The organism is Micromonospora yangpuensis (assembly GCF_900091615.1).
Lineage (GTDB): Bacteria > Actinomycetota > Actinomycetes > Mycobacteriales > Micromonosporaceae > Micromonospora > Micromonospora yangpuensis.
In genome coordinates, this window is record NZ_FMIA01000002.1 from 3,519,382 (window position 1) to 3,543,300 (window position 23,919).

The 23,919-nt window shown below is 71.9% G+C and carries 19 protein-coding genes, 1 tRNA gene and 1 pseudogene; 8 read left to right on the forward strand and 13 right to left on the reverse strand.

The genetic code is table 11. The features are described 5' to 3' along the window. Positions 1-16: 16 nt before the first annotated feature. The 6 genes from selB to fdh all read right to left on the reverse strand — a co-directional run bounded on the left by selB (position 17) and on the right by fdh (position 8,468). Positions 17-1,774, reverse strand: a complete 1,758-nt coding sequence (selB, locus tag GA0070617_RS15885; protein WP_091438513.1) for a selenocysteine-specific translation elongation factor — start codon at positions 1,772-1,774, stop codon at positions 17-19. Between the two features lies 1 nt (position 1,775). Next, positions 1,776-3,065 (reverse strand): L-seryl-tRNA(Sec) selenium transferase, encoded by a 1,290-nt coding sequence (selA, locus tag GA0070617_RS15890; RefSeq protein ID WP_091438516.1) that lies wholly within the window; start codon positions 3,063-3,065, stop codon positions 1,776-1,778. A gap of 29 nt (positions 3,066-3,094) precedes the next feature. Then, positions 3,095-3,187 (reverse strand) — tRNA-Sec (locus tag GA0070617_RS30595). Positions 3,188-3,224: 37 nt separating this feature from the next. Continuing rightward, positions 3,225-4,232: an NrfD/PsrC family molybdoenzyme membrane anchor subunit gene (gene nrfD / locus GA0070617_RS15895; RefSeq protein ID WP_229688375.1), complete on the reverse strand. Its 1,008-nt coding sequence runs from the start codon at positions 4,230-4,232 to the stop codon at positions 3,225-3,227. Between the two features lie 2 nt (positions 4,233-4,234). Continuing rightward, positions 4,235-5,143, reverse strand: coding sequence for a 4Fe-4S dicluster domain-containing protein (locus GA0070617_RS15900; RefSeq protein ID WP_091446492.1), 909 nt, complete (start codon positions 5,141-5,143; stop codon positions 4,235-4,237). Next, positions 5,136-8,468 carry a formate dehydrogenase gene (gene fdh, locus GA0070617_RS15905; RefSeq protein WP_175440552.1) on the reverse strand — a complete coding sequence of 1,111 codons (3,333 nt, stop codon included), beginning with the start codon at positions 8,466-8,468 and terminating at the stop codon, positions 5,136-5,138. The genes GA0070617_RS15900 and fdh overlap by 8 nt, the downstream gene beginning before the upstream one ends. Before the next feature lie 116 nt (positions 8,469-8,584). Between fdh and GA0070617_RS15915 the strand changes: the two genes are divergently transcribed. The 5 genes from GA0070617_RS15915 to GA0070617_RS15935 all read left to right on the forward strand — a co-directional run bounded on the left by GA0070617_RS15915 (position 8,585) and on the right by GA0070617_RS15935 (position 11,798). Beyond that, complete coding sequence (locus tag GA0070617_RS15915) at positions 8,585-8,878, forward strand: hypothetical protein (protein ID WP_091438526.1); 294 nt, start codon at positions 8,585-8,587, stop codon at positions 8,876-8,878. A 46-nt stretch (positions 8,879-8,924) separates the two neighbouring features. After that, positions 8,925-9,266, forward strand: a complete 342-nt coding sequence (locus GA0070617_RS15920; RefSeq protein ID WP_091438529.1) for a hypothetical protein — start codon at positions 8,925-8,927, stop codon at positions 9,264-9,266. Beyond that, positions 9,263-9,922 (forward strand): nucleotidyl transferase AbiEii/AbiGii toxin family protein, encoded by a 660-nt coding sequence (locus GA0070617_RS15925; RefSeq protein ID WP_229688352.1) that lies wholly within the window; start codon positions 9,263-9,265, stop codon positions 9,920-9,922. The genes GA0070617_RS15920 and GA0070617_RS15925 overlap by 4 nt, the downstream gene beginning before the upstream one ends. A gap of 194 nt (positions 9,923-10,116) precedes the next feature. Beyond that, a complete protein-coding gene (locus GA0070617_RS15930) occupies positions 10,117-10,353 on the forward strand; it encodes a hypothetical protein (protein WP_091438535.1) in 237 nt (78 codons plus the stop codon). Next, positions 10,350-11,798, forward strand: a complete 1,449-nt coding sequence (locus tag GA0070617_RS15935; protein ID WP_229688351.1) for an MFS transporter — start codon at positions 10,350-10,352, stop codon at positions 11,796-11,798. Before GA0070617_RS15930 ends, GA0070617_RS15935 begins: the two co-directional genes overlap by 4 nt. A gap of 94 nt (positions 11,799-11,892) precedes the next feature. On the opposite strand, the gene GA0070617_RS15940 is transcribed toward GA0070617_RS15935, so the two are convergent. The 3 genes from GA0070617_RS15940 to GA0070617_RS15950 form a co-directional block, all read right to left on the reverse strand. Then, the gene (locus tag GA0070617_RS15940) at positions 11,893-12,486 is read right to left on the reverse strand and encodes an Ig-like domain-containing protein (RefSeq protein ID WP_091438538.1); all 594 of its coding nucleotides are present in this window, start codon (positions 12,484-12,486) and stop codon (positions 11,893-11,895) included. Positions 12,487-12,501: 15 nt separating this feature from the next. Continuing rightward, entirely contained in the window at positions 12,502-14,283 is a 1,782-nt protein-coding gene (locus GA0070617_RS15945; protein ID WP_229688350.1) for a DUF4012 domain-containing protein, read from the reverse strand. A gap of 97 nt (positions 14,284-14,380) precedes the next feature. After that, complete coding sequence (locus tag GA0070617_RS15950; RefSeq protein WP_091438544.1) at positions 14,381-15,613, reverse strand: glycosyltransferase family 4 protein; 1,233 nt, start codon at positions 15,611-15,613, stop codon at positions 14,381-14,383. A gap of 153 nt (positions 15,614-15,766) precedes the next feature. Between GA0070617_RS15950 and GA0070617_RS15955 the strand changes: the two genes are divergently transcribed. After that, on the forward strand, positions 15,767-16,321 hold the full coding sequence (locus tag GA0070617_RS15955) for an arsenate reductase/protein-tyrosine-phosphatase family protein (RefSeq protein WP_091438548.1): 555 nt from the start codon (positions 15,767-15,769) through the stop codon (positions 16,319-16,321). On the opposite strand, the gene GA0070617_RS15960 is transcribed toward GA0070617_RS15955, so the two are convergent. Then, entirely contained in the window at positions 16,302-17,747 is a 1,446-nt protein-coding gene (locus GA0070617_RS15960; RefSeq protein ID WP_091438551.1) for a tyrosine-protein kinase domain-containing protein, read from the reverse strand. The genes GA0070617_RS15955 and GA0070617_RS15960 overlap by 20 nt on opposite strands. Positions 17,748-17,936: 189 nt before the next feature. On the opposite strand from GA0070617_RS15960, the gene GA0070617_RS15965 reads away from it, so the two are divergent. Both GA0070617_RS15965 and nhaA read left to right on the forward strand, forming a co-directional pair. Next, the gene (locus GA0070617_RS15965) at positions 17,937-19,796 is read left to right on the forward strand and encodes a nucleoside-diphosphate sugar epimerase/dehydratase (RefSeq protein ID WP_091438554.1); all 1,860 of its coding nucleotides are present in this window, start codon (positions 17,937-17,939) and stop codon (positions 19,794-19,796) included. Between the two features lie 135 nt (positions 19,797-19,931). Next, on the forward strand, positions 19,932-21,284 hold the full coding sequence (gene nhaA / locus GA0070617_RS15970) for a Na+/H+ antiporter NhaA (protein WP_091438557.1): 1,353 nt from the start codon (positions 19,932-19,934) through the stop codon (positions 21,282-21,284). 43 nt (positions 21,285-21,327) lie between these two features. Here nhaA and GA0070617_RS15975 read toward each other — a convergent pair whose 3' ends face one another. The 3 genes and pseudogenes from GA0070617_RS15975 to egtC form a co-directional block, all read right to left on the reverse strand. Further along, positions 21,328-21,915: a TMEM165/GDT1 family protein gene (locus tag GA0070617_RS15975; RefSeq protein WP_091438561.1), complete on the reverse strand. Its 588-nt coding sequence runs from the start codon at positions 21,913-21,915 to the stop codon at positions 21,328-21,330. A 240-nt stretch (positions 21,916-22,155) separates the two neighbouring features. After that, positions 22,156-23,121, reverse strand: coding sequence for an L-histidine N(alpha)-methyltransferase (egtD, locus tag GA0070617_RS15980; RefSeq protein ID WP_091438565.1), 966 nt, complete (start codon positions 23,119-23,121; stop codon positions 22,156-22,158). A gap of 46 nt (positions 23,122-23,167) precedes the next feature. Beyond that, positions 23,168-23,917 (reverse strand): annotated as a pseudogene (gene egtC, locus GA0070617_RS15985) (ergothioneine biosynthesis protein EgtC); the annotation flags it as partial. Positions 23,918-23,919 lie beyond the last annotated feature (2 nt).

Below are 23,919 nucleotides of genomic sequence, written 5' to 3' on the forward strand. Positions count from 1 at the left end.
CCCCCGCCGGCGAACCTCAACCCACCACCGACCGACTGTCGTCGGCATGCCGACGGGTCACCCCCGTGGCATCCAACAACTCCAACAACGGCACCGCCACCCGACGGGTGGTGTCCAACGCCCGCCGCGCCGCACCGACCGTGAACGGCTGCGGCAGACCCGCCAACACCCGCGCCGCCTCCTGCGGCACCCCCGGCAACAACACCACGTTGCCCGGCAACCGCAGCAACACCCCGGCCCGCACCGCCGCGGCCACCTCCCGCGGCCCCAACCCCCACCCGGCCAACCGGTCGGCCTCCGGCGCCCGGAACCGACACCCGGCGAACTCCACCCGCAACCGGTCCACCGCCCGCGCCACCGGCACCGGCAACCCACCGGCACCCTCGGCCACCACCCGACCGTCGACCACCCGCAACGGCGCCCGCACCAACGCCACCACCAACACCCGCTCCGGCAACCCCAGACGCCGCCGCAGCACCTCCACCGGCGGCCCCGGCTCCAACGGCCGCTCCCGCCCGTACCGCTCGACCTCCACCGCCAACGCCACCCGACACCGCGCCCAGTAGTCGACGTCGGCCAACCAGTCACCGGCCACCGGCACCGCACCCGCCGTCGACACCCCCATCCGGCGCAGGTCCCCCGCCCGCACCAGACGACGCCGCCGCACCTCCCCCACCAGATCCGCAACCCCGTCCACATCGGCCAACACCACCGCCCGGGCCGCCGCCGCACCCCGACGACGCAACACCGGCGGATCGGTGTCCAACACCCGCACCCCGGCGACCACACACCGCCGACCCGGATCCCGCAACAACGCCCGGTCCCCCACCAGCACCGGCAACGGCCGATCCAACCGCAGCCGCACCGTGTCCACCCCCAACGGCCGCAACCGCACCGCCACCTGCGCCGACCCGACGTGCACCATCGCCGTCGCCGGCAACTGCGCCACCGGCACACCGCTGAGACGCACATCCCACACCGCGCTCAAGGCGAACCGGCCCGGACTCAACAACGCATCCCCCCGACCCACCCGCTCCCGGGGAACCCCACGCAGGTTCACCGCCACCCGCGCCACCGCCGACACCTCCGACCGCGCCACCCCCAACGACTGCAACCCCCGCACCCGCACCGGCGCGCCCAGCCCCGTCACCTCCAGGACGTCGTCCACCCGCAGCCGACCCGCGGCAAGGGTGCCGGTGACCACCGTGCCCGCCCCCCGCACCGTGAACGACCGATCCACCCACAGGCGCACCGGCGCATCGACCACCGGCGGCGCCATACCGGCCACCAACCGCCCCAACGCCTCCCGCAACCGTGGCAGCCCCGCGCCGGTCACCGCGCTGACCGCCACCGCCTCCACACCCGCCAACGACGTACCGGCAAGCTCCTCCCGGGCCCGCGTCAACGCCATCCGAGGATCGGCCAGATCGGCACGCGTCACCACCAGCAGCCCCGCCGACACCCCCAGCGCGTCCAACGCCGCCAGATGCTCCGCCGACTGCGGCATCCACCCCTCGTCAGCGGCCACCACCACCAGCACCGCCGGCACCGGCCCCACCCCGGCCAGCATGTTCGGCACGAACCGCTCATGCCCCGGCACATCCACGAACGCCACCGTCGCCCCACCAGGCAGCGTCGTCCACGCGAACCCCAGGTCGATGGTCATCCCCCGGCGACGCTCCTCAGCCCACCGGTCCGGCTCCATCCCCGTCAACGCCCGCACCAACGTCGACTTCCCGTGATCGACATGACCGGCGGTGGCCACCACCCACATGTCAACCCACCGGCCAGGCCCGCAACACCGCGTCGAGGACCACCCGGTCGGCCTCCACCGGCACACACCGCAGATCCACCAACAACCGCCCCCGCGACACCCGACCCACCACCGGCGGCGACCCGGTCCGCAACGGCCCCGCCACCTGCTCCGGCACACTCACCGCCCACGACTCCAGCCGTACCCCCGGCGCCCCACCACCACCGACCACCGCCACACTCGCCACCACCTCAGCCGGCCGACCCGCCGCCACCAAACCGGCACACAACCCCTGCGACCGCCGCCGCAACACACCCACATCGGCGTGCAACGCCGCCGACACCGGCGTCACCGGCGCACCCACCGTCGCCGCCAACGCCGCCAACGTCAACTTGTCCACCCGCAACGCCCGCGCCAACGGATGCCGCCGCAACCGCTGGACCACCTCCACCGCACCCAACAACAACCCGGCCTGCGGCCCACCCAACAACTTGTCCCCACTGGCGGTCACCAACGTCGCCCCCGCAGCCAGGACACTGGCCGCATCCGGCTCGTCAGGCAACAACGCGTCAGGGGCCAACAACCCCGAACCGATGTCCACCACCACCGGCACACCCAACGAGGCCAACTCCCGCACCGACACCTGCCCGGTGAACCCCGACACCACGAAATTCGACGGATGCACCTTCAACACGAAACCCGTCCCCGCACCCACCGCAGCCGCATAATCGGCCAACGTGGTCCGGTTGGTGGTGCCCACCTCACGCAACCGGGCACCCGTGCTGACCAGCAGATCCGGCAACCGGAACCCGTCACCGATCTCCACCAGCTCACCCCGGCTCACCACGATCTCACCACCCGAGGCCAACACCGTCGCCGCCAACACCAACGCCGCCGCCCCGTTGTTCACCACATGCACCGCACCCGCCGCCGGCACCGCCGCCGCCAACGCCTCCACCGCATCCCGACCCCGCCGGGCCCGCCCACCCGTGACCAGATCGAACTCCACATCGGTGTACCCGGCCGCGGCCACCACCGCCTCCACCGCCGCAGCCGACAACGGCGCCCGACCCAGATTCGTGTGCACCACCACACCCGTGGCGTTCAACACCACCCGCGGCCCCGCCGGCAGCTCCGCCACCGCCGCCTCCACCACCGCACCCGGGTCGATCTCACCCCGCCGGGCCCGCTGCTGCGCCCGCCCGATCGCCTGCTTGACCCGCTCCCGACCCACCACCGCCACCGCCGCGGCCAACCGCGGCTCCACCAACAACACGTCGGTACGCGGCACCCGACGGCGCACATCACCCACCGCGACAGCACCCCCGAATCACCAGCTGACGGAGACGGACGGGAATCGAACCCGCCTGGCCCGGATCCCGGACCACACCGGTGTTGAAGACCGGGAGGGGCACCAGCCGCCTGAACGCCTCCACGCAGCAGTGAACCACAACCCGACCCGGCCCGCCGCTCAGGAACCCGAACCGGCCCCCGCCACCCGCCGCGCCAACCGCTGCCGCTGCGGCACCACCGTGTACCGCGGATCCCGCGCCGACACCACCCCCGCGTGGAACACCCCGAACCGGGTCGCCACCGACGCCGCCAACAACGCCACCCCCGACACCACCGACACCACCCGGCTACGCCGACCAGCCACCGCACCCACCGCACCCAGCACCGTCAACACCCTGGCGGCCCGCAACAACCGGCCCGCCACCCCCGACCGGTACGGCTCACTGAGCAAACCCAACCGGGTCTCCACCCGATGCGCACCCACCAACTCCAACGCCGCCCCGGCCACCGCCATCCGCCGCGCCGGACCACTCTCACCCGACGGCGCCGCCACCAACCCCACCCCCGCGCCACTGGCCAATGCGCTACCAGCGAAAATCACCGGCAACTCCGGATACGCCTCATGCCACGACGGCACCGCCGTGTCCGCCAACAACACCCCCGTGTACGTCGCCAACGCCGGCGCCGTCACCGCCGCCACCCACCCCGCGGCATGCCCCACCGGCGGCACCACCCGACGCCCCACCCCGGACACCCCCCGATCCGGCAACCAGGGCACCACCTCGGCCACCGCCGCCACCCCCGCCGCCGGACCGAACACACTCAGGATCCACGTCCCCACCGACATCGGCGACGTCGGCTTCACCACCCGCAACATGTGATGGAACCGCGCCGGCCGCCCCAGATCCGCCACCAGCAACACCCCACTGGCCACCACCCCCGCCAACGCCGCCACCCGCCCCACCCGCCGCAACGCCGGCCGACCCGTCACCTGCGCACCCGCCGCCAACACCGACGACCCGGCCGCCAACCCACCCGTGAACAGATACGCCGCGATCTCCCACGTCCACACCGGCGGCTTCAACACCGGCCGCCCGTAGTACGAGGTGAACTCCGCCGCCGGCACCGCCAACGCCTCCCCACCCCCACCGGAACGCCGCCGCCGCCGACCCGCCCCACCCGACACCGTCACGACGACCCCCCGACAAACGCGGCCACCGCCGCCGCCACCATCGCCAACCCCGCCCACCCCGCCCGCCGCCACATCGCCGGCAGATCCCGCGTCGTCACCCGCGGATCAGGCGGCAACCCGTACACCTCCGGCTCATCCAACAACAGGAAGAACGCACCGTCACCACCCACACCATCCGCCGGATCATGACCGTACAACCGGGCCTGCGGCACCCCCCGCCCGCGCAACACCGACACCCGCTCCGCCGCCCGCTGACGCAACTCCTCCAACGGCCCGTACTGGATCGACTCCGTCGGACACGCCTGCGCACACGCCGGCGTCAACCCCGCACCCAACCGGTCATAACACAACGTGCACTTCCACGCCCGCCCATCACCCGCCCGCCGATCGATCACCCCGTACGGACACGCCGACACGCAGTACCCACACCCGTTGCAGATGTCCTCCTGCACCACCACCGACCCGAACTCCGTCCGGAACAACGCCCCCGTCGGACACACATCCAGACATGCCGCATCCGTGCAGTGCTTACAGACATCCGACATCATCAACCAGCGGAAATCCGTCCGCCCCGCCACCCCGGACTCCCGCCCCGGCGGCCCCGAACCCGGCATCCCCACAAACTGCGCCCCACCCGAGGCCACCGACGCCGACCCCGCAACCGCCGGCTGCTCCACGAACGCCACATGCCGCCACGAATCCGCCGTCAACGCCCCCGTGTTGTCATACGACATGCCCAGCAGGTCGAACCCCGACCCCGGCACGTCATTCCACTCCTTGCACGCCACCTCACACGCCTTACACCCGATACAGACACTCGTATCGGTGAAGAACCCCATCCGGGGCGCGGCACCGGACCAACCCGCCTCCCCCGCCGGATCCCGCCCACCGGCAACCTCAACCATCCCGCCCACCCTCCCCCGCCACCGACCCACGACCACCCCGGTCACTCTCATCCGCCGACCGGGACGTCTCGACCCACCCCGGCCCGGTCGTCAGAACCGGCGGCACCCCCGGCGGCACCAACCCCGCCCGACGCTGGTAGTCCACCACCAGATCCCGCAACCCAGGCCCCCTCGGCCGCCGCCCCGGCCGCACATCACACGTACCGACCTTGCTCTCCTGGATCAACACGTTCGGATCCAACGTGATCCCGAACAGATCATTCGCCGAATCACCCGTCACCAACCCCGCCGACCCGAAGTGATACGGCAACCACACCTGATGGATCACCCGACCATCCACCCGCAACGGCCGCAACCGCTCCGTCACCAACACCCGCGCCTCGATCACCGACCGCGCACTGACCAGATGCGCCCACCCCAGATGCGCCAACCCCACCAACCCCGCCAACTCCGGCGACACCTCCACGAACATCTCCGGCTGCAACTCCGCCAACGGCGCCACCGTCCGACTCATCCCACCCGCCGTGTGATGCTCCGTCAGCCGACTCACCGTGAACACGAACGGAAACACCCCGGCATGCGGCTGCGGCGGACTCGGATTCATCGGATTCACCGGATGGTCGTACACCTTCCGCGTCGGATTCGCCTGCTGGCCGTACAACGGATTACGCAACGGCGACTCCGCCGGCTCGTAGTGCGTCGGCAACGGCCCGTCCAACACCCCACTCGGCGCGAACAACCACGCCTTCCCGTCACCCTGCATCACGAACGGATCGTCACCAGCGATACCCGCCACCCCCGACGCCCCCACCGGCGGCCGGTACGACGGCGGCTTCGTCCGCTCGAAATCCGGCACGTCGTACCCCGTCCACTCCCCACGCCCGGCGTCCCACCACACATACCGCTTACGCTCACTCCACGGCCGCCCCTGCGGATCAGCCGACGCCCGGTTGTACAACATCCGCCGATTCGCCGGCCACGCCCAACCCCACTCCGCAGCCACCCAGTCCTGCTCCCGGCCCGGCCGACGACGCGCCGCCTGATTCACCCCGTCGGCGAAAACCCCGCAGTAGATCCAACACCCCACCGCCGTCGACCCGTCGTCCCGCGCCTCCGCGAACGACGACAACGGCCGACCCGACACCACATCGAAACCGTTGATCTCCCGCAACACCGCCTCCGCGCTCGGCTCCGCGTACGGCCCATCCGTCGGATAGTCCCACGCCAGATCCAACAACGCCCGATCCCTCGGCAACGTCGAGGCCGCCAACTTCTCCCGCAGCACCCGCCCCAGATGGAAGAAGAACCACAACTCCGACCGACAGTCACCCGGCGGATCCACCGCCTTCTCCCGCCACTGCACCAACCGCTGCGTCTGGGTGAACGTGCCCTCCTTCTCCACATGCGAGGCCGCCGGCAACAGAAACACCTCGGTACGACACTCCGCCGGCACGATCTCCCCGGTGGCCACCTCCGGCGAATCCCGCCAGAAACTGGCACTCTCGATCTCGAACAGATCCCGCACCACCAGCCAGTCCAGATTCGCCATCCCCAGCCGCTGCGCCCGCCCGTGCGCCGAACCCACCGCCGGATTCTGCCCCAACAGGAAGTACCCCTTCACCTTCCCGTCGATCATGTTCAACACCTGCTGGTACGTGCCGTGATCACCGGTCATCCGCGGCAACCAGCCATACCCGAAATCGTTCTCCGGCGTCGCCGCGTCCCCCCAGTACGCCTTCAACAAACTCGCCGCGTACGCCCGCGCGTTACCCCAGAAACCCCTCTGCCCCGGACGGACGATGCTGCCCACCCAGTCGTCGAAAGTCCGATGATCCGCCGCATGCGGCATCGGAAGATACCCCGGCAACAGATTGAACAACGTCGGAATGTCCGTCGACCCCTGAATACTGGCGTGCCCCCGCAACGCCAGAATCCCACCACCCGGCCGACCCATGTTGCCCAACAACGTCTGAATGATCGCCCCGGTCCGGATGTACTGCACCCCGACACTGTGCTGCGTCCACCCCACCGAATACACCAACGCCCCGGTCCGCTCCCGACCCGAGTTCTCCGCCCACGCCCGCGCCAACCGCAGGAACATCTCCTGCGGAACACCACAGACCCGCTCCACCATCTCCGGCGTGTACCGCGCGAAATGCCGCTTCAGGATCTGGTACACACACCGCGGATGCTGCAACGTGTCATCCCGCAACCGCTCCCCCGACACCTCCGCACCATGCGACTCGTGCTCCAACCCCGCCGCCGAATCCCGCTCCTTGGCCGTGTGCCCACTACCCGAGGCCGACTCCTGCCCCGCGTACTGCCAACTGTCCTGCACATAACTCAACGTCTCCGGATCGAACCCCGAGAAGATGCCGTCGTTGTCCTCCGCGTCCACGAACGACTCACTCACGATCGCCGACGCGTTGGTGTAGGCCAACACGTACTCCCGGAAATCCAACTCGTTGTCCAGGATGTACCGCACCACCCCACCCAACAACGCGATATCCGTACCCGCCCGGATCGGCACGAACTCATCAGCCAACGCACTCGTCCGGGTGAACCGCGGATCCACGTGAAAAACCGTCGCACCGCGCTTCTTGGCCTCCATCACCCACTGGAAACCCACCGGATGGGCCTCAGCCATGTTGGAACCCTGAATGACGATGACGTCAGCGTTGACCAGATCCTGCTGAAAATCCGTCGCACCGCCGCGACCGAAGGAAGCCCCCAGACCGGGGACGGTGGCGGAGTGTCAAATACGCGCCTGATTCTCGATCTGCAACGCCCCCAACGCGGTGAACAACTTCTTGATGAGGTAGTTCTCCTCGTTGTCCAGCGTCGCCCCACCCAGGCTGGCCACACCCAACGTACGGTTCAACGGCCGCCCCTGCGCGTCAGCGTCCTCCCAGGTCTGCGCCCGGGCCGCCAACACCCGATCAGCGATCATGTCCAGGGCGACGTCGAGCTCCAGATCCTCCCACTCGGTGCCGTACGGCCGCCGGTAACGAACCTTCGTCACCCGCAACGGACTCGTCACCAGACTCCGACTCGCCGCGCCCTTCGGACAGAGCCGCCCCCGCGAGATCGGACTGTCCGGATCACCCTCGATCTGGGTGACCCGCCCCTCGGAGTGGAACACCCGCTGCCCACACCCCACCGCACAGTACGGACAGACCGACCGCGCCACCCCCTCGGCGGCCTCGGTACGGGCAGTCAACGCCGCCGACCGCGGCGACTGCGCCGCCGCACCCCGCCCCAGCGGATCCGTACCGGTCAGCTGCCGGTAGACCGGCCAGCCCGAGATGAACGTCCGAAACCCCACGACGTCACCCCCTCTGCCACCGGCCGACCCCTCCGACCATAGGTCACCGGACACCAGTACGCGAGCACACCGACCCAACCTGGTTTGCCACCTGCCAGGACGGCAACCCCGCCACCATGTCGGCACTGACCCCGGCCCTGCTCCTGAGCGCCACCGCCCTGGCCACCACCGCCCTGGGCCTGCCCACCGCCCGCCGGCTGCCCCGCCCCTGGCGCACCACCGTCACCGCCGGCACGCTGGGCAGCGCCCTGCTACTGCTCACCACACCCCTGACCGGCACACCCGGGCGCACTACGACGACCCTGCTGCCGATCGGACTGCTCTGGTGGTTCCTGCTCGCCTCGGCCGTCTGCCACACCGCCCGGGACCGACGACGGGGCCGCCCCGGACCACCCCCGCCACCGCGCTGACCGACAGGCCACCCGCGCATCCCACCTGCGGCGCTACCCTGACAGCATGCAGGGCGTCGTACCCGTCGCGGCCGGCGTGGCCCACCTGGCCCGCCCCGGCCGCCCCGCCGTCGTGACCCGGACCCTCGCCGAGCTCACCGGCCCCACCCACGGCCTGGTCGAGCTGCCGGTCCGCCTGATGTGGCACGCCGACCGCACCTTCGACCTTACCGACCCCGACCAGCTGCTCTGGATGTACGAGAACGTCCTGCGGGAGAGCACCCGCGCCGACGACCTCCGCGAGTTGATCAACGGCGGGGTGCTGCGGCGCCGGTGGCGCGCCCTCAACCTCCCCCGCGGCGTACGCCAGGCGTGGGAGAGCCGGCACCGGACCCTGCGCACCACGTGACCGCCAGTCACCCGCACGATTTCTACCGCGAGGTGGCCCGGGTGGCCCTGACCGCCGCCGGCCCGCACCGCTTCGTCCTCGGCGGTGGCGTGGCCTGGGCGGCACACGGCCTGGTCACCCGCCCCACCGAGGACGTCGACCTGTTCGCCGACGTACCGGGAGCGGCGCTGGCCGCCGCCACCGAGGTCCGCACCGCCCTGCACCGGGCCGGCTTCCAGGTCGTCGACGCCGACCCGGACAGCGACCTGGCCGACCTGTTCGACGGCTTCGCACAGGACATGAAGGACTTCCTGGTCAGCCGGGACGGGCGACGGATCCGGTTGAGCCTGGCCCGGCTCGACCGGCACCGCAGCCCGGTGGTGATGGATCTCGGGCCGGTGATGGACGTCCACGACCTGGTCGCGAACAAGACCGCCGCCCTGGTCAACCGCCGGGAGGTACGCGACTTCATCGACGTCGCCGCCGCCCTGGACCACTACCCCGTGGGTGAGCTGCTCCGGCTGGCCCGACAGCTCGACCCGGGCCTGGACGACGAGGACGTCCGGGCCGCCGGGCGGTACCTCGACCGGCTCCCCGATCGCCGGTTCGCCCGGTACGGACTGGACGAGGCCCAGGTGCGGCGGCTACGCCGCCGGCTGGCCGACTGGCCTCGATAGGTTCTTCCGGTTTCTGCTGTTGCGGTTCTGGGCGTGACTGGTGGGTGGGGTCACCACCTGCACGGCGTCCTAGGATGCTAGGTGTCTACCGGGCGGCTGGCCGCCGGCGGGCATCTTCGGCACGACACCGGGTACCCGCGCGGCGCGTGCCGCCGGTGCTGCCCGGGCGGCTCGGAGTCGAAGGAGGCGGGGCCATGCCGCAGGTGCAGTTGTCAGACCTCGAACTGCTCGTCTACGAGGCGGTGGCCACGCTGGAGACGCGCGGCCAGGTGCCCTACCCCGAGCTGATCGCCGAGGAGGCGGGGCTGACCGAGGAGCAGGTCCACGCGCCCCTGCGCCAGCTCACCGAGCGCAACCTGCTGCACCGGGAGGACTCCCCGCTGGCCGGCCTGGACTTCGGCCCCCGGTGGTGTGCCCGTCAGCTGGCGTGACCGGCACCGGTACCCGGCCCGACGGGGCCGACCGGCGACGGTGGCAGGCGCTCGGCGTCGGCCTGGTCGCGGCGTTCATGACCCTGCTCGACGTCAGCATCGTCAACGTCGCCGTGCCGTCGATCGACCGCGCGCTCGGTGCCACCACGAGCGACCTGCAGTGGGTGCTGTCGGGGTACGCGCTGACCTTCGGTCTGGTCCTGGTCCCCGCCGGACGCTTCGGCGACCTGCGGGGCCGCCGCGGTGCCTTCGTCTGCGGGGTGGCACTGTTCACCGTGACCAGCGCGCTGGCCGGCCTGGCCCGCTCCCCCGAGTGGCTGGTGGCCGCCCGGCTGCTGCAGGGCGCCGCCGCCGGGGTGGTGAACCCCCAGGTCACGGGAATGATCCAGGAGCTGTTCCGGGGGCCGGAACGGGCCCGCCCGTTCGGTCTGCTCGGGGCCACCATCGGGGTGTCCACCGCGGTGGGTCCGCTGCTGGGAGGCATGCTCATCGCTCTCGGCGGGGAGCAGCAGGGCTGGCGTTGGGTCTTCTTCGTCAACGTGCCGGTGGGGGTGGTCGCGGTCCTGCTCGGTTGGCGGCTCGTCCCGGGCCGGCCAGCCGGCCGGCCCGAGGGGCGGGGACTGGATCCGGTCGGGGTCGGGCTGCTCGGACTCGGTGTCGTCGCGCTGCTGCTGCCCCTGGTGCAGCGCGAGCAGTGGCAGAGTCCGGCGAAGTGGCTACTGGTGCCGCTCGGGCTGGCGACCCTGGTCGCCTTCGGGTTCTGGGAACGTCACTATGCCCGGACCCGCAGCCCCCTGTTCGACCTGCGTCTGCTGCGGATCCGGTCGTACCTGCTGGGCGCGTTGATCGCCCTGGCCTACTTCGGCGGCTTCACCGCGGTCTTCTTCATCTTCACCCTCTACCTGCAGAACGGGCTGGGCTACAGCGCCCTGGTCGCCGGCCTGGCGATCACCCCGTTCGCGCTGGGTTCGGCGGTCACCTCCGCCCTCGGTGGCCGGATCGTCAACCGGCGCGGCCGGCCACTTGTCGCCGTCGGTCTGGTCGTGGTGGTGCTCGGGCTGGGCGCCGTGCTCGGGTTGTCCCGGCTCGCACCCGACGCGCCCGTGCCGCTGGTACTCGCCGCGCCGCTGCTGGTCGCCGGGCTCGGCAGCGGGCTGGTGATCTCGCCGAACCAGACGCTCACCCTGGCCCGGGTGCCGGTGCCCCAGGCCGGCAGCGGCGCGGGCATGCTCCAGACCGGACAACGGATCGGCTCGGCCACCGGCATCGCCGCGGTCGGTACGGTCCTGTTCGGCAACCTCGCCGCCACCGGTGACTGGACCACCGCCTTCCGCCACGCGCTGCTGTTGGCCACCGGCATCATCGCGGTGGCCCTGGTCGCCGCCCTGCTGGACATCCGGGTCGCACGCGCACACCCGTCGGCGTCGGGTGACAGCGGGCGGTAGCCGGCGGAGAGCGGCACGCCGACGGCGTCCACCACATGCCGTGGTGGACGCCGTCGGCGGTGTTCCGGGCCCTGCCCGGCCTCACCGGGGGAGGTCAGTCACCCGCCGAGCCGAAGCGGCTGCGCCGGCGCCAGGCCAGGGTCAGCAGCATCAGGACGGCTCCCGCGCCGACCAGGCCACCACCGACCTTCACCGGGGTGCCGACGTTGTCGCCGGTCACCGGCAGCCAGCCACCCTTGTGCGGCGGCTTGCCACCGTGGTGCGGCGGCCAGGTGTGGCTGGGCGAGGGCTGCGGTCGGGGCAGCACCCGCAGGGTGGTCGACGCGGTCCGACCGGAGGTCTGACCCACCGCGGTGAAGGTGTACGTGCCCTCGATGGTGGGGGTGTAGGGCACCGAGAACCGGCCGTTGGCGTCGGCCACCACGGTGATCGACGGCAGCACCGGGTTGACCGTGACGCTGATGACCACGGTCTCGCCGGGCAGGAACCCGGCACCGGTGAGGGTGACGGTGTTACCGACGGTGGTGGTGGTCGGGGTCACCGTCAGGGCCGGCGGCTGGGGCGGGTAGTCCGTGGGCGAGACGCTCTGTGACGGTGTCGGCTGCGGCGCTGCCGCGGCCGCCACGGCCGGTGCGGCCACCACGGCCAGACCGACCGTGAGCGCCATGATGATGCGGGTTAGCCGCATGATGGTTCCCTCCTACTAGTGACAGGCTGGTGCGGTATCTATCTGGGTGGTCCACGGGGTGGCGGTGGGTGTGTGCCAGAGGTGCGCCGTGCCGACGGTGGTGTCCACCGCGGTCAGCAGGTCGACCTCGAGGGTCCGGGACTTTCCCGGGCCCAGCTCTACGTTGGCGACGACGACGTGCCGTCCCCGTTCGGTGCCGCTGCCGAGCGCCACCTCGGTCCCGTCGAGCCGTCCGCCCAGCACCGTGCCGCCTGCTGGACTGAAGACGTTGACCAGCGTGCGGACGGTGTACGGCGGGACGTGTTTCGCCGGCCCGAGCACCGAGGAGGTGAGTCCGTCGCGCGGTACCGACGAGTGCAGGGTGAGCCGCAGCCGAAGCGAACGCCTACCGTCGGGACGGCACGCGCCGACCGTCAGGTTCGCCGTCTGCGTGAGGTAGTAGCTGAGCTTCGCGCCCGTGCCGTCGTTGAGGAAGACACCGACGGTCGGCTCCTTCTCCTGCTCCGGCAACGTCCCGGCCACCCGGCTGGTGGTCAGGATCTGCTGCTCCGCTGCCCTGGCACTCCAAAACAATATCCGGCGTTCATGTACGGAACGGCTCAATGCCGACAAAACACCCGGAAGGCTTACCTGGCGCGCCAGCAGGCTGTTGAACACCGCCGACGCCGCGGCCGAGAAGAACTCGTCCTGCTCGACGGTGTCGAGGCGCAGGTAGGCGTCGGAGAGCAGGGTGCGGACCGCGGTCTGCGCGGTCAGTTTCGGGCCGTCCGGCACGGTGACCGGTCCGGTGGCCGCCAGCAGGTACGACAGCGCGACCGGATCCACCGCCAGCACCCCGTCGACAGTGGTACCGGTCCGCCGCCGGACCATCTCCCGGTAGAGCTTCGCCGCCGTCGGGAAGTGCGGGGTGAGGTTCACGTCACCCGGGAAGACCCCGGGCAGGTCGGTGTACAGGTGCCGCATCTCGGTGCTGAGCAGGTCGACAGGTGGGTCGAACCGCAGCAGGGTCGCCGAGGAACTGCCCTGGGAGACGATGCGTACCCGGCCGTCGTCGGCCCGGATCAACGCGTACGCCCCCAGCATGCCGCCGGTGGCCCGGACCTCGGCCAGGTTCTGGGAGACCAGCAGATAGGACCGCGGCCCGTCGGCGCCCAGCAGGGCGGGCAGCACCCGGGCGCCCTGGCTGGCCGTCGCGGTCAGCTGCGACAACCGGTCCGTCTCCTGCCGTAGCGCGGTCAGCGCGGCACCGACCTGGGGCAGCAGACCGTCGGTGGACAGACCCGCCAACCTGGCCCGGTTCCGCTGTACCGCCTCGTCCCCGGCGGTCAGCGGACCGGCGACCGCTTTGAGCGCGGAGAGGTCGAGTTTCCCGCCCCGGGGCAGAAGCGCGGTGAGGTCCACCCGCAGCAGCGACGGGAACGCGTGCCGGGACAGGTCGTCGATCACCGCCGCGATCTGCCCGACCGTGTCCAGGTCGTCGCCGACGTACGGCAGCCACCCGGCGATCGACCAGGTCGGACCCGCGGTCGCGGCGCGGGCCTGGCGGGCCTGTTCCTGCAGGGCCGAGAGGGTCCGTTGGGCCCGGTCGGTGTCGCCCTGGGTCAGCTGGGCGCTGAGTTCCTGGGCGAGTTCGGCGGCGTTGAGCAGGTGGGCGCGGGCTTGCCAACCACGCAGGCCCACCCAGCCGACGGACACCACCAGCAGGCAGCACGCGACCAGAGTGGCGAGCAGCGCCCGGCGACGCCGGATCCGCCGGCGACGCCGGGACAGGCGTGGCCTCGGGGTCGTCCACCGCACCACCGTCACCCTCCGATCCGAAAAGCATGCAAAAAGTAGTCAGTCAGTCCGCTACTTCATAACATGTCCGGTACGTGATTATCAGTTACATCGGTGACTAATGTTGCAGTTGAGAGCTTTTCTCCATTGACTCGGTGGCGACCTCGTGCAGCAGGCGCTCGACGCGGTCCACCCCGGCCCGCAGCGACATCTGCCGCAGATAGGCGTCCCGACCCCGCCGCCCCATCTCCAGACGGGCGCTGGCCGGGATCGCGGCGGCCAGCCAGAACCGGTCGGCCAACGCCGCCCAGTCCTCCGGCGGGCAGGACAGCCCGGCCCGGGCGGACTCGACGAACTCGGCCGTGTCGCCACCGGCGGAGACCACGACCGGCGCGGCACAGGCCAACGCTGCCGGCAGCTTCGTCGGTACGGTGCCGGACAGCTCGGGCAGATCACGGGTCGCCACGAGCTGGTAGTCGGCGGCGGCGTACCACTCGGGCATCTCCAGCGCCGGCCGGCGGGGCACGAACCGGACGTTGCGCGCCCCCACCTCGGCGGCGAACTCCCGGACCCGTTGTTCCCGCTCCCCCGAGCCGACCAGGACCAGCTCCATGGTCCGCTCCAGCGGCACCGCCGCCCGTATCGCGGTCTCCAGACGCTGCCCGGCGCCGATGGTGCCGGCATGCAGCACCACACAGCGACCATCCCCACCGACCAGCCGGCGGACCTCCGGGCTCGCGCTGACCGGCCGGAACAGACGCTCGTCGGTCCAGCTGAGCACCACCCGGACCCGGTCCTCGCGAGCACCGTCGGCGACCACCAGGTCCCGCATGGCCGACGTGCCCACCACGACCCGGTCCGCCGACCGGTACGCCCCCCGGGTGGCCGTGGCGAGCCGGTCCGCCCAACGCCCCGGGGTGTCGGCGGCCCACGCCCCCGGCCAGAGCCCCTGTACGTGCAGCACGGTCGGCACCGCGCCCAGTACCCGGCGGACCGCGGCGGTGGCGAACACGCCCGCCGGATGCTGGCAGACGTACAACGCGTCGACGCCCCGCAGGAACCGTCGGGCGACCCCCGCCGCGCTGGCGGCGAAGGAGAGGTGGCTCACCAGCGGGCCCCGGGTCGTGCCGTCACCGGTGAGCCGGGGCACCCGACGGACGGTCAGCCCCTGACTGTGCGTCTCGTGGTGCCACCGCTGCCGCCAGCCCGGGTAGACGTGCCCGCCGGGGTAGTCGGGGAAGCCGGTCAACACCCGTACCTGGTGTCCGCGCGCGGCCAGCTCCTCGGCCAGGCTGCCCGCCAGGAAGGCCGGCTCCGGCGGAAAGTGGTACGACAGCATCCCGATTCTCACCGGTCCGCTCTCCTTCCCGGCGCGGCGGGGCCCGGCTCCCGGCGCGCCGGCGCATACGATGCCGGCATCCCCTCACCGACCGACCGGAGGCCGCCGAGCCACGCCGACCGGTCGACGACGCCTCGTTCGACCGCACCGTGGAGAGGGGCCCCGATGGTCGACCGGATCCTGTTCGTGTGCCACGCCAACCTGTGCCGCTCGCCGATGGCCGAGTACCTCGCCGCCGACCTGCTTGCCAAGCTGCCGGTCGCGGTGGCCAGCGCCGGCACCCACGCCGTCGAGGGCCGGCCGATGCATCCGTACGCCGCCGAGGTCGCCGCCGGCACCGGTGCGGTGCCGGCGGACTTCCGCAGCCGCCGGGTCGCCCCCGGGCAGCTCCTGGACGCGGCGCTGGTGCTGACCGCCACCCGCAACCAACGCTCGGCCTGCGTCGCGCTGGCGCCCGCGGCGCTGCACCGGGTGTTCACGCTGCGCCAGTTCGCCCGGCTGGCCGAGCTGGCGCCGCGACCGGAGGCCGCCACCGGCCAGCCGCTACGGGCGGCGGTACGCGCCGCCGCCCAGGCGCGGGGGCGGCTGCAGCCGGCCGCTCCCGCCGACGACGACCTGGCCGACCCGCTCGGCGGCCCGCTCGCGGATTTCCGCCAGTGTGCGCGCGTGATAGAGCGGTGCGTGCTGCCGGTCGCGGCGCTCATCGAGGCAGCCGGGTGAGCTCCTGGGTCGGATCGGCGACCCGGTCCGGCCCGAGGAACGCGCCGTGCTGGCCGGACGGGGCCGACCGGGCGGCGGGCACCTCGATCCGGTAGCTCTCGTACCGGTACGCGTCGGCCTTGCCCAGCTTCGCCTGGTTGAGCACGCAGCCGAGCAGCCGCACGGAGACCGACTGCAGGGCGTGCGCCGCCGCACTGACCTGGCCCCGGTCGGTGCGACCGTGCTGGCTGACCAGCAGGGCGCCGTCGGCCTGGACGGCGACCACCACTCCGTCGGTGACGCTGCTCAGCGGCGCGGTGTCGATGATCACGATGTCGGCGGACTCCCTCAGCACCACCAACAGGTCCGCCATCGCCTTGGACCCGAGCAGCTCACTGGGGTTCGGCGGGGTCGACCCGCTGGGCAGCACCAGCAGCGACTTGTCACCCCAGCGCTGCACCACGTCGCCGACCTGCACGTCACCGACGAGCACGTCGGTGAGCCCGACGCTGGACTCCAGGTTCAGGTACTCGGCGACCTTGGGGCGACGCAGGTCGGCGTCGACCAGCGCGACCCGCCAGCCGGCCTCGGCCAGGGCGATCGCCAGGTTGCAGCTGATGGTGGTCTTGCCCTCGCCCTGCAGGGCGCTGGTCACCGCGATCACCCGGGCGGGTTCGTGCACGTCGACGAAGCGCAGGTTGGTACGCAGCTTCCGGATCGCCTCGGCGCGGGGGGAGTTGGCGGCCTCGCCGACGATCAACGGATCGGTCCGGGCGGTGCCGTCGAAGGGGATCTCGCCCAACAGCGGGCTACCGGTGGCGCGTTGCAGGCTGATGGCGTCGCGCAGCCGGGTGTCGAGTTTGGTCCGCAACACCGCCAGCGCGACCCCGGCGAGCAGCCCGCCCAGCGTGCCGAGTCCGTAGTTGCGCAGCGGTTGCGGGGAGACCGGGGTGGAGCCGACCCGGGGGCCGCCGATCACCTCGACCTTGATCGGGGCGGTGCGCCCCTCCGGTGGGGTCTCCACCTGCTTGATCAGTTCGACGAAGCCCGCCGCCACCGCCTCGGTCAGCCGCAGCGCCCGGGTCGCGTCGGTGTCGGTCACCGTGGCCCGCAGCAGCACCGTGTCGGGGACGGTCTGCGCCGCGATCCGGCTGCGCACCCCCTCGGCCGTCAGGCCCAGCGGCTGGCGCTCCACCACGCTGGCCGCCAACCGGTCGCTCTGCAACAGGTCGACGTAGGACTTGACCCGCTGCTGCATGAAGATGCTGCCCTGGTACGCCTCGCTGACGCCCTGGTTGGGGGTGGTGACGAAGAAGGTCACCGAGGCGGCGTACCGGGGTTGTGCGCGCAGCGTGACCAGGGTGGTGAGGCCCAGCGCCACCATGACCGTGACCAGCACGATCCACCAGTGGCGGCGAACCGCGTGCAAGTAGTCACGAACATCCATCAGCTGTACCTCCTCGAGCCGACACCGGCGGCCGGGAAATCCCCCGGAACACCCCATGTCTATGACAAAGTTTATGACGGGCTTTGATTGATGACTAATGCCCCGTTACCGGACGAAACGAATGTAGACGATGCGGCACCTCACCCGGCCGTAAACCACTCATCCGGGCCTAGAAGCCGAGGGCAGAGCATGGACACCGCAGCACCGACCACACCCGCAGCAACCGGTGACCGGCGCCGTCGCCCGGTCCCGCGCCGCCGCGGTGCCCTGTCCTGGTTAACGCTGGACACCCTCGCCTGGTGCGGGGGACTGTCGACCGCCGCATGGACCCGCTTCGAGTTCACGCTCACCGCCGGCCAGTGCGGGTGGGTGCTGGTCACCGCACTGGCCTGCGCGGCGGTGCACGCCAGCATCGGTCAGGTCCGCCGCAGCCTGCGCGGGCACGACCCGGTGGGCAGCCTCGACGAGGCCCGCGAGCTGGCCGGCACCGCCGCGCTGGCGGCCGCCAGCGCGCTGCTGGTGATCCTGCCGATGCCGGAGCGGCCGGTGCCCGCCACCACCCCCGTGGTCGGTGCGGTCATCGCACTGTTGATCATGGCGGTCGGTCGGTCGGCCTACCGGTACCACCGGGACCGGCACCCGGGGACGAGTCAGCCGGCAACCCGCGCGCTGATCTACGGCGTGGACGCCACCACCGCCCGGCTGGTGCGGGCGCTGCGCGCCGACCCGCTCGGCCGGTACCTGCCGGTCGGGCTGCTCGACGACGAACTCGGCAAGCGGGACCTGCGACTCGACGGCGTACGGGTACTCGGCGGCCGGCACCAGATCGGCGCGGCCCTGCAGCGCACCGGAGCCGACACGGTGATCTTCTGCATGGTCGGCTCCGACACCGGCCTGCTCCGCGACGTACGCGACCGGACCGTGCGCGCCGGCGCCACCTTCAAGGTGCTGCCGCCGCTGCACGACCTGCTGGACCGCCCGCCGGCGGTCACCGACGTACGCGACATCCAGCTCACCGACCTGCTCGGCCGGGCCCCACGGGCGGTCGCGCCGACCCGCGAACGCAACGGTCTGCGCGGTCGCCGGGTGCTGGTCACCGGAGCCGGTGGCTCCATCGGCAGCGAACTGTGCCAGCAGATCGCCCGCTGCGAACCGGGTGAGCTGATGATGCTCGACCGTGACGAGTCGGCGCTGCACGCCCTGCAGATGTCACTGTACGGGCGGGCGTTGCTCGACGGTCCGGAGCTGATCCTGGCCGACATCCGCGACGCCGAGCAGGTCAGTCGGATCATCGCCGAACGCCGGCCGGAGATCGTCTTCCACGCCGCGGCGCTGAAGCACCTGCCCCTGCTGCAACGGCACCCGGGAGAGGCGGTCAAGACCAACATCCTGGGCACCCTGAACGTGCTGGAGGCCTGCCGCGACGTCGCCGAGTTCGTCAACATCTCCACCGACAAGGCGGCCGACCCGATCAGTGTGCTCGGCTACTCCAAGCGGCTGACCGAACAGCTGACCGCCCACTACGCCGCCCGCTCCGGCGCCCGGTACCTCAGCGTCCGGTTCGGCAACGTGCTCAGCAGCCGGGGCTCGGTGCTGACCGCCTTCCGGTCCCAGCTGGCGGCCGGACTGCCGATCACGGTGACCCACCCCGACGTCACCCGCTACTTCATGACCAAGCAGGAGGCGGTGCACCTGGTGTTGCAGGCCGCCACGATCGGCCGGGGCGGCGAGGCCCTCGTGCTCGACATGGGCGAACCGGTCCGCATCGCCGACGTCGCCCGCCGGCTGGCCGACGAGTCCGCCACCAACGCCGGGATCGTCTTCACCGGGCTGCGGCCCGGTGAGAAGCTGCACGAGGACCTCTTCGGCGCCGACGAGATCGACACCCGGCCCATCCACCCGCTCATCTCGCACGTCGGCGTGCCCCCGCTCAGCCCGCAGGACGCCCGGCGACTCGACCCGTACGCGGCGGTCGACGACCTGATCGCCCAGTTGGCCGCGCTCTGCGCCCAGCGGCCCGCGCTGAGTACCCTGGCCACCCCCCGGTGAGGCCGGGTGAGACGAGCCTCCCACGCCGCCCCGCTCGCCCACCCGGCCCCGGGTGGCTAGAGTCTGACCTGGTGTGCCGGGAAGTCTGGTCGGCGATGGCTACGACCGTTCCCGACAGCAAGGCGGCCCACCACCATGACCGAACCCCGTCCGAGTCCCGACCGCCCCCGGGGCATCGGCCGACTGTTCCGACGTACCTCCTGGCCGGAGGCCCGCTTCCTGGCCGACATCCTGCGCACCGAGACCGTCGGCGGCGGGCTGCTGCTGGCCGGCGCGGTGATCGCCCTGGTCTGGGCGAACTCCCCCTGGGGGGACCGGTACGCCGACCTCGGCGCCTGGGTGCCGCTACCCGGCGCGGACGGCCTGCACCTGGACCTGTCGCTGTCCGCGTGGGCCGCCGACGGTCTGCTGGCGATCTTCTTCTTCGTGGTGGGCCTGGAGCTCAAACGCGAGTTCGTCGCCGGTGAGCTGCGCGACCCCCGCCGCGCGGCGCTGCCCGTGGTGGCCGCGGTCGGCGGCATGGTGGCCCCCGCGCTGATCTACGTCGCGGTCAACCTCGCCGCCGGCGGCGACGCGCTGGAGGGCTGGGCGATCCCCACCGCTACCGACATCGCCTTCGCGCTGGCGGTGCTGGCCGTGGTCGGGGCGTACCTGCCGCAGGGACTGCGGGCCTTCCTGCTCACCCTGGCCGTGGTCGACGACCTGCTGGCGATCAGCATCATCGCGATCTTCTACACCGCCGACTTCAGCCCGCTGCCGCTGCTGGCCGCACTGCTGCCGATCGCCGCCTTCGGCCTCCTGGTGCAGCGGCGACGCACCTGGTGGTGGGCGTTGCTGCCGCTGGCGTTCACCGCCTGGACGCTGGTGCACGCCTCCGGGGTGCACGCCACCGTCGCCGGTGTCCTGCTCGGCTTCACCGTCCCGGTGCTCGGCGACCGTCGCGGCAAGGTCGGGCCGCCCGGCGGGGAGCACCGACCCGGGCTCGCCGAGCACCTGGAGCACCGGTGGCGGCCGATCTCGGCCGGCTTCGCGGTGCCGGTCTTCGCCTTCTTCGCCGCCGGGGTGTCGCTGCGCGACGCCGACCTGGCCGCGGTGCTCACCGACCCGATCGTGCTCGGCGTCGTCGCCGGCCTGGTGCTGGGCAAGCCGCTGGGCATCCTCGGCTCGACCTACCTGCTGGCCAGGTTCACCCGCGCCAAGCTCGACGAGGACATCGGCTGGTGGGACCTGCTCGGGGTGGCGCTGCTGGCCGGGATCGGCTTCACCGTGTCGCTGCTCATCGGCGAACTGGCCTTCGGCAGCGGCAGCCTGGCCGACGACCACGTCAAGACCGCGGTGCTGGCCGGCTCGGTGCTCTCGGCGACGCTGGCCGCGGTGGTGCTCAGCCGGCGCAACCGCGCCTACCGGCGCATCGCCCTGCGCGAGCGGGTCGACGCCGACGGCGACGGGGTGCCCGACGTCTACCAGGACCGCCCGAACGGTCACTGACCCGTCGGTGGGGTGCGCCGCCGGCGCACCCCACCGACGGAACTCAGGTCAGCTCCCGGACGGCCTCCAGGATCAGCCAGAGACCGCAGATGGTGAAGAGCGCCGCCGCACCGTACTTGATGGTGCGCTCCGGCAGCTTCCTGCCGAGCAACCGGCCGACCAGGATGGCCAACGCGTCCGCGACGACCATGCCGACGGTCGAGCCGATCCAGGTGCCGAACCAGCCGTACTGGGTGGCCAGGGTGATGGTGGCCAGCATCGTCTTGTCACCCAGCTCGGCCAGGAAGAAGGCGATACCGACGGTGACGATGGCGGACTTGGTCGACCGCTCGGCCTTGCGCTTCTCCTCCTCGGTGAGGCTGTCTCCGCGCAGGGTCCACGCGCCGAAGCCGAGGAACGCCAGGCCGGCGACCAGCGAGATCCACCCGGTGGGCAGGGTCGCGCCCAGGCCGTAGCCGATGGCCACCGAGACCAGGTGCACCACCGCGGTGGCGATGGTGATGCCGATCAACACCGGCACCGTCTTGAACCGGGTCGCGAACGTCAGTGCCATGAGCTGGGACTTGTCCCCCAGCTCCGCGACGAAGATCACGCCGAAGCTGACCACCAGCGCGACGAAGAAGCCTTCCACAGGAACACCTTCCCGATCCAGGCCGGGAAGAGGATCACAGGCGCCCTCGACCCGGCTGCGACAGCCTGAGTCGAAGGTCTCGCCCGCCCTGGGAACAGGGCCGCGTGGCCGGACGCGGAACGCGCCAGTATGTCGACCACGACATTGGGGGCTACTCCCCTTCGCGCCGTCAGCCTAGCCCACCCCGGCCCGCCAGAAGGCCCCTGGGTGAAGGGCGTCACCCCGGGGGCCTGGCGCGAGTCAGTCCGCCCGGGCGAGAGTCACCCCGAACAGCCCTTCGGGATCGGTCCAGTGCTGCTCGGCGGCGAACCCCGCGCCGGTCAGCTCCGCGGCGATGCCCGCCGGACGGAACTTCGCCGACACCTCGGTACGCAGTTCCTCCCCGGCGGCGAAGTCGACGCTCAGGTCGAGCACCCGGACCCGCATCGCCCGCCGGGCCCGCAACCGCATCTCGATCCACTCCCGCTCGGCGTCCCAGAGCGCGACGTGGTCGAAGGCCTCCGGCTCGAAGTCCGCCCCGAGTTCCCGGTTGAGCACCCGCAACACGTTGCGGTTGAACTCGGCCGTCACCCCCGCCGCGTCGTCGTAGGCCGGGACCACCACCTGCGGGTCCTTGACCAGGTCGGTACCGATCAGCAGCCAGTCCCCGGCCTCCAGGCCGGCCCGGGTGGCGGCCAGGAAGGCGGCCCGCTCGGCCGGCAGCAGGTTGCCGATGGTGCCGCCGAGGAAGACCACCAGCCGTCGGCCACCGGTGGGCATCCGGTCGAGATGCCGGGTGAAGTCGCCGACGATGCCGCGTACTCGCAGGCCCGGATAGTCGGTGGCGATCTGCTCGGTGGACTGCCGCAGCGCGCTTACCGAGACGTCCAGCGGCACGAAGGTGCCCAACCCGCCGCGCCGGGTGAACGCGTCCAGCAGCAGCCGGGTCTTCTCCGACGATCCCGAACCCAACTCGATCAGGGTCTTCGCCCCGGTCAGCCCGGCGATCTCGGCGGCCCGCCGCTGCAGGACCGTGCGTTCGGCCCGGGTCGGGTAGTACTCGGGCAGCCGGGTGATCTCCTCGAACAGCTCACTGCCCCGGGCGTCGTAGAACCACTTCGGCGGCAGCCACTTCGGGCTGGCGGTCAGGCCGGTCCGCACGTCGTGGCGCAGACCGCGGTCGAGGTCCCGCTCCTCCAGGTAGATCTCCAGTGGCTCCGCGTTCATCTCCGGCCCCTTCCGTGTGGTCTGTGTCGGTTGGTCGGCCCGCCGGTGCCGGCAGGGCCCGGAAACGCACCCCGCCCGCGGTGGCCAGCACCAGTTGCCCGTCCGGCACACCGCGCCAGCCGGGCTCGTCATCGGTGGGTTCCGAGGCCAGCAGCACCGCGCCGTCGCCGGCCCGTACCGACAGCGCGTGGCCGGCCACACTGGCCACCACCTGCCGCCCGTCGGTCAACAACAGGTTCAGCCGGGACCCCGGCGCCGCCGCCGCGACGGCGGCCACCGTGTCGGCCACCGCCCGCGCCGGCTCCTCGCCGGCACGCAGTCGGTGCCGGACCAGCGCCCAGAGCAGGGCGGCGTCGGTCGGGGCGTCCAGCGTCAGCAGGTCGGTCACCGGCAGGTCACCGGCCAACCCGGCCACCGAGTCCGGCCACCCCCGGACCACCCCGTTGTGGCTGAACAACCAGGGTCCGTCGGCGAACGGGGCGGCGGCGGTCTCCAGCACCGGCATGCCGACGGTCGCCGACCGGACCGCGGCCAGCACCCCACCGGCCGTGGTCACCGCGGCCAACTCCGCCAACGTGGTGTCGGTCCAGAACGGCTGCGCCCGCCGGTAGCGCAGCGCCGCGGTGCCGGCCGACGCCGTCGGGTACCAGCCGACGCCGAACCCGTCGGCGTTGACCGTCCCGCCGCCGCGCATGTCCCGGGGTGCCCAGGACTGGCGCAGCAGGGAGTGCGGCGGGTCGTACAGCAACGCCCGCAGGGTCACCGGCGGACCCAGGTACGCCAGGTGCCGGCACATCA

Coding starts and splice junctions, on each gene's coding strand:
- GA0070617_RS15920 (WP_091438529.1), top strand. CDS start 8,925: ATGCAGGGCGTCGTACCCGTCGCGGCCGGCGTGGCCCACCTGGCCCGC.
- GA0070617_RS15965 (WP_091438554.1), top strand. CDS start 17,937: ATGGACACCGCAGCACCGACCACACCCGCAGCAACCGGTGACCGGCGC.
- GA0070617_RS15940 (WP_091438538.1), bottom strand. CDS start 12,486: ATGCGGCTAACCCGCATCATCATGGCGCTCACGGTCGGTCTGGCCGTG.
- nhaA (WP_091438557.1), top strand. CDS start 19,932: ATGACCGAACCCCGTCCGAGTCCCGACCGCCCCCGGGGCATCGGCCGA.
- selB (WP_091438513.1), bottom strand. CDS start 1,774: ATGTGGGTGGTGGCCACCGCCGGTCATGTCGATCACGGGAAGTCGACG.
- GA0070617_RS15900 (WP_091446492.1), bottom strand. CDS start 5,143: ATGGTTGAGGTTGCCGGTGGGCGGGATCCGGCGGGGGAGGCGGGTTGG.
- GA0070617_RS15915 (WP_091438526.1), top strand. CDS start 8,585: ATGTCGGCACTGACCCCGGCCCTGCTCCTGAGCGCCACCGCCCTGGCC.
- GA0070617_RS15955 (WP_091438548.1), top strand. CDS start 15,767: ATGGTCGACCGGATCCTGTTCGTGTGCCACGCCAACCTGTGCCGCTCG.
- egtD (WP_091438565.1), bottom strand. CDS start 23,121: ATGAACGCGGAGCCACTGGAGATCTACCTGGAGGAGCGGGACCTCGAC.
- GA0070617_RS15960 (WP_091438551.1), bottom strand. CDS start 17,747: ATGGATGTTCGTGACTACTTGCACGCGGTTCGCCGCCACTGGTGGATC.
- GA0070617_RS15930 (WP_091438535.1), top strand. CDS start 10,117: ATGCCGCAGGTGCAGTTGTCAGACCTCGAACTGCTCGTCTACGAGGCG.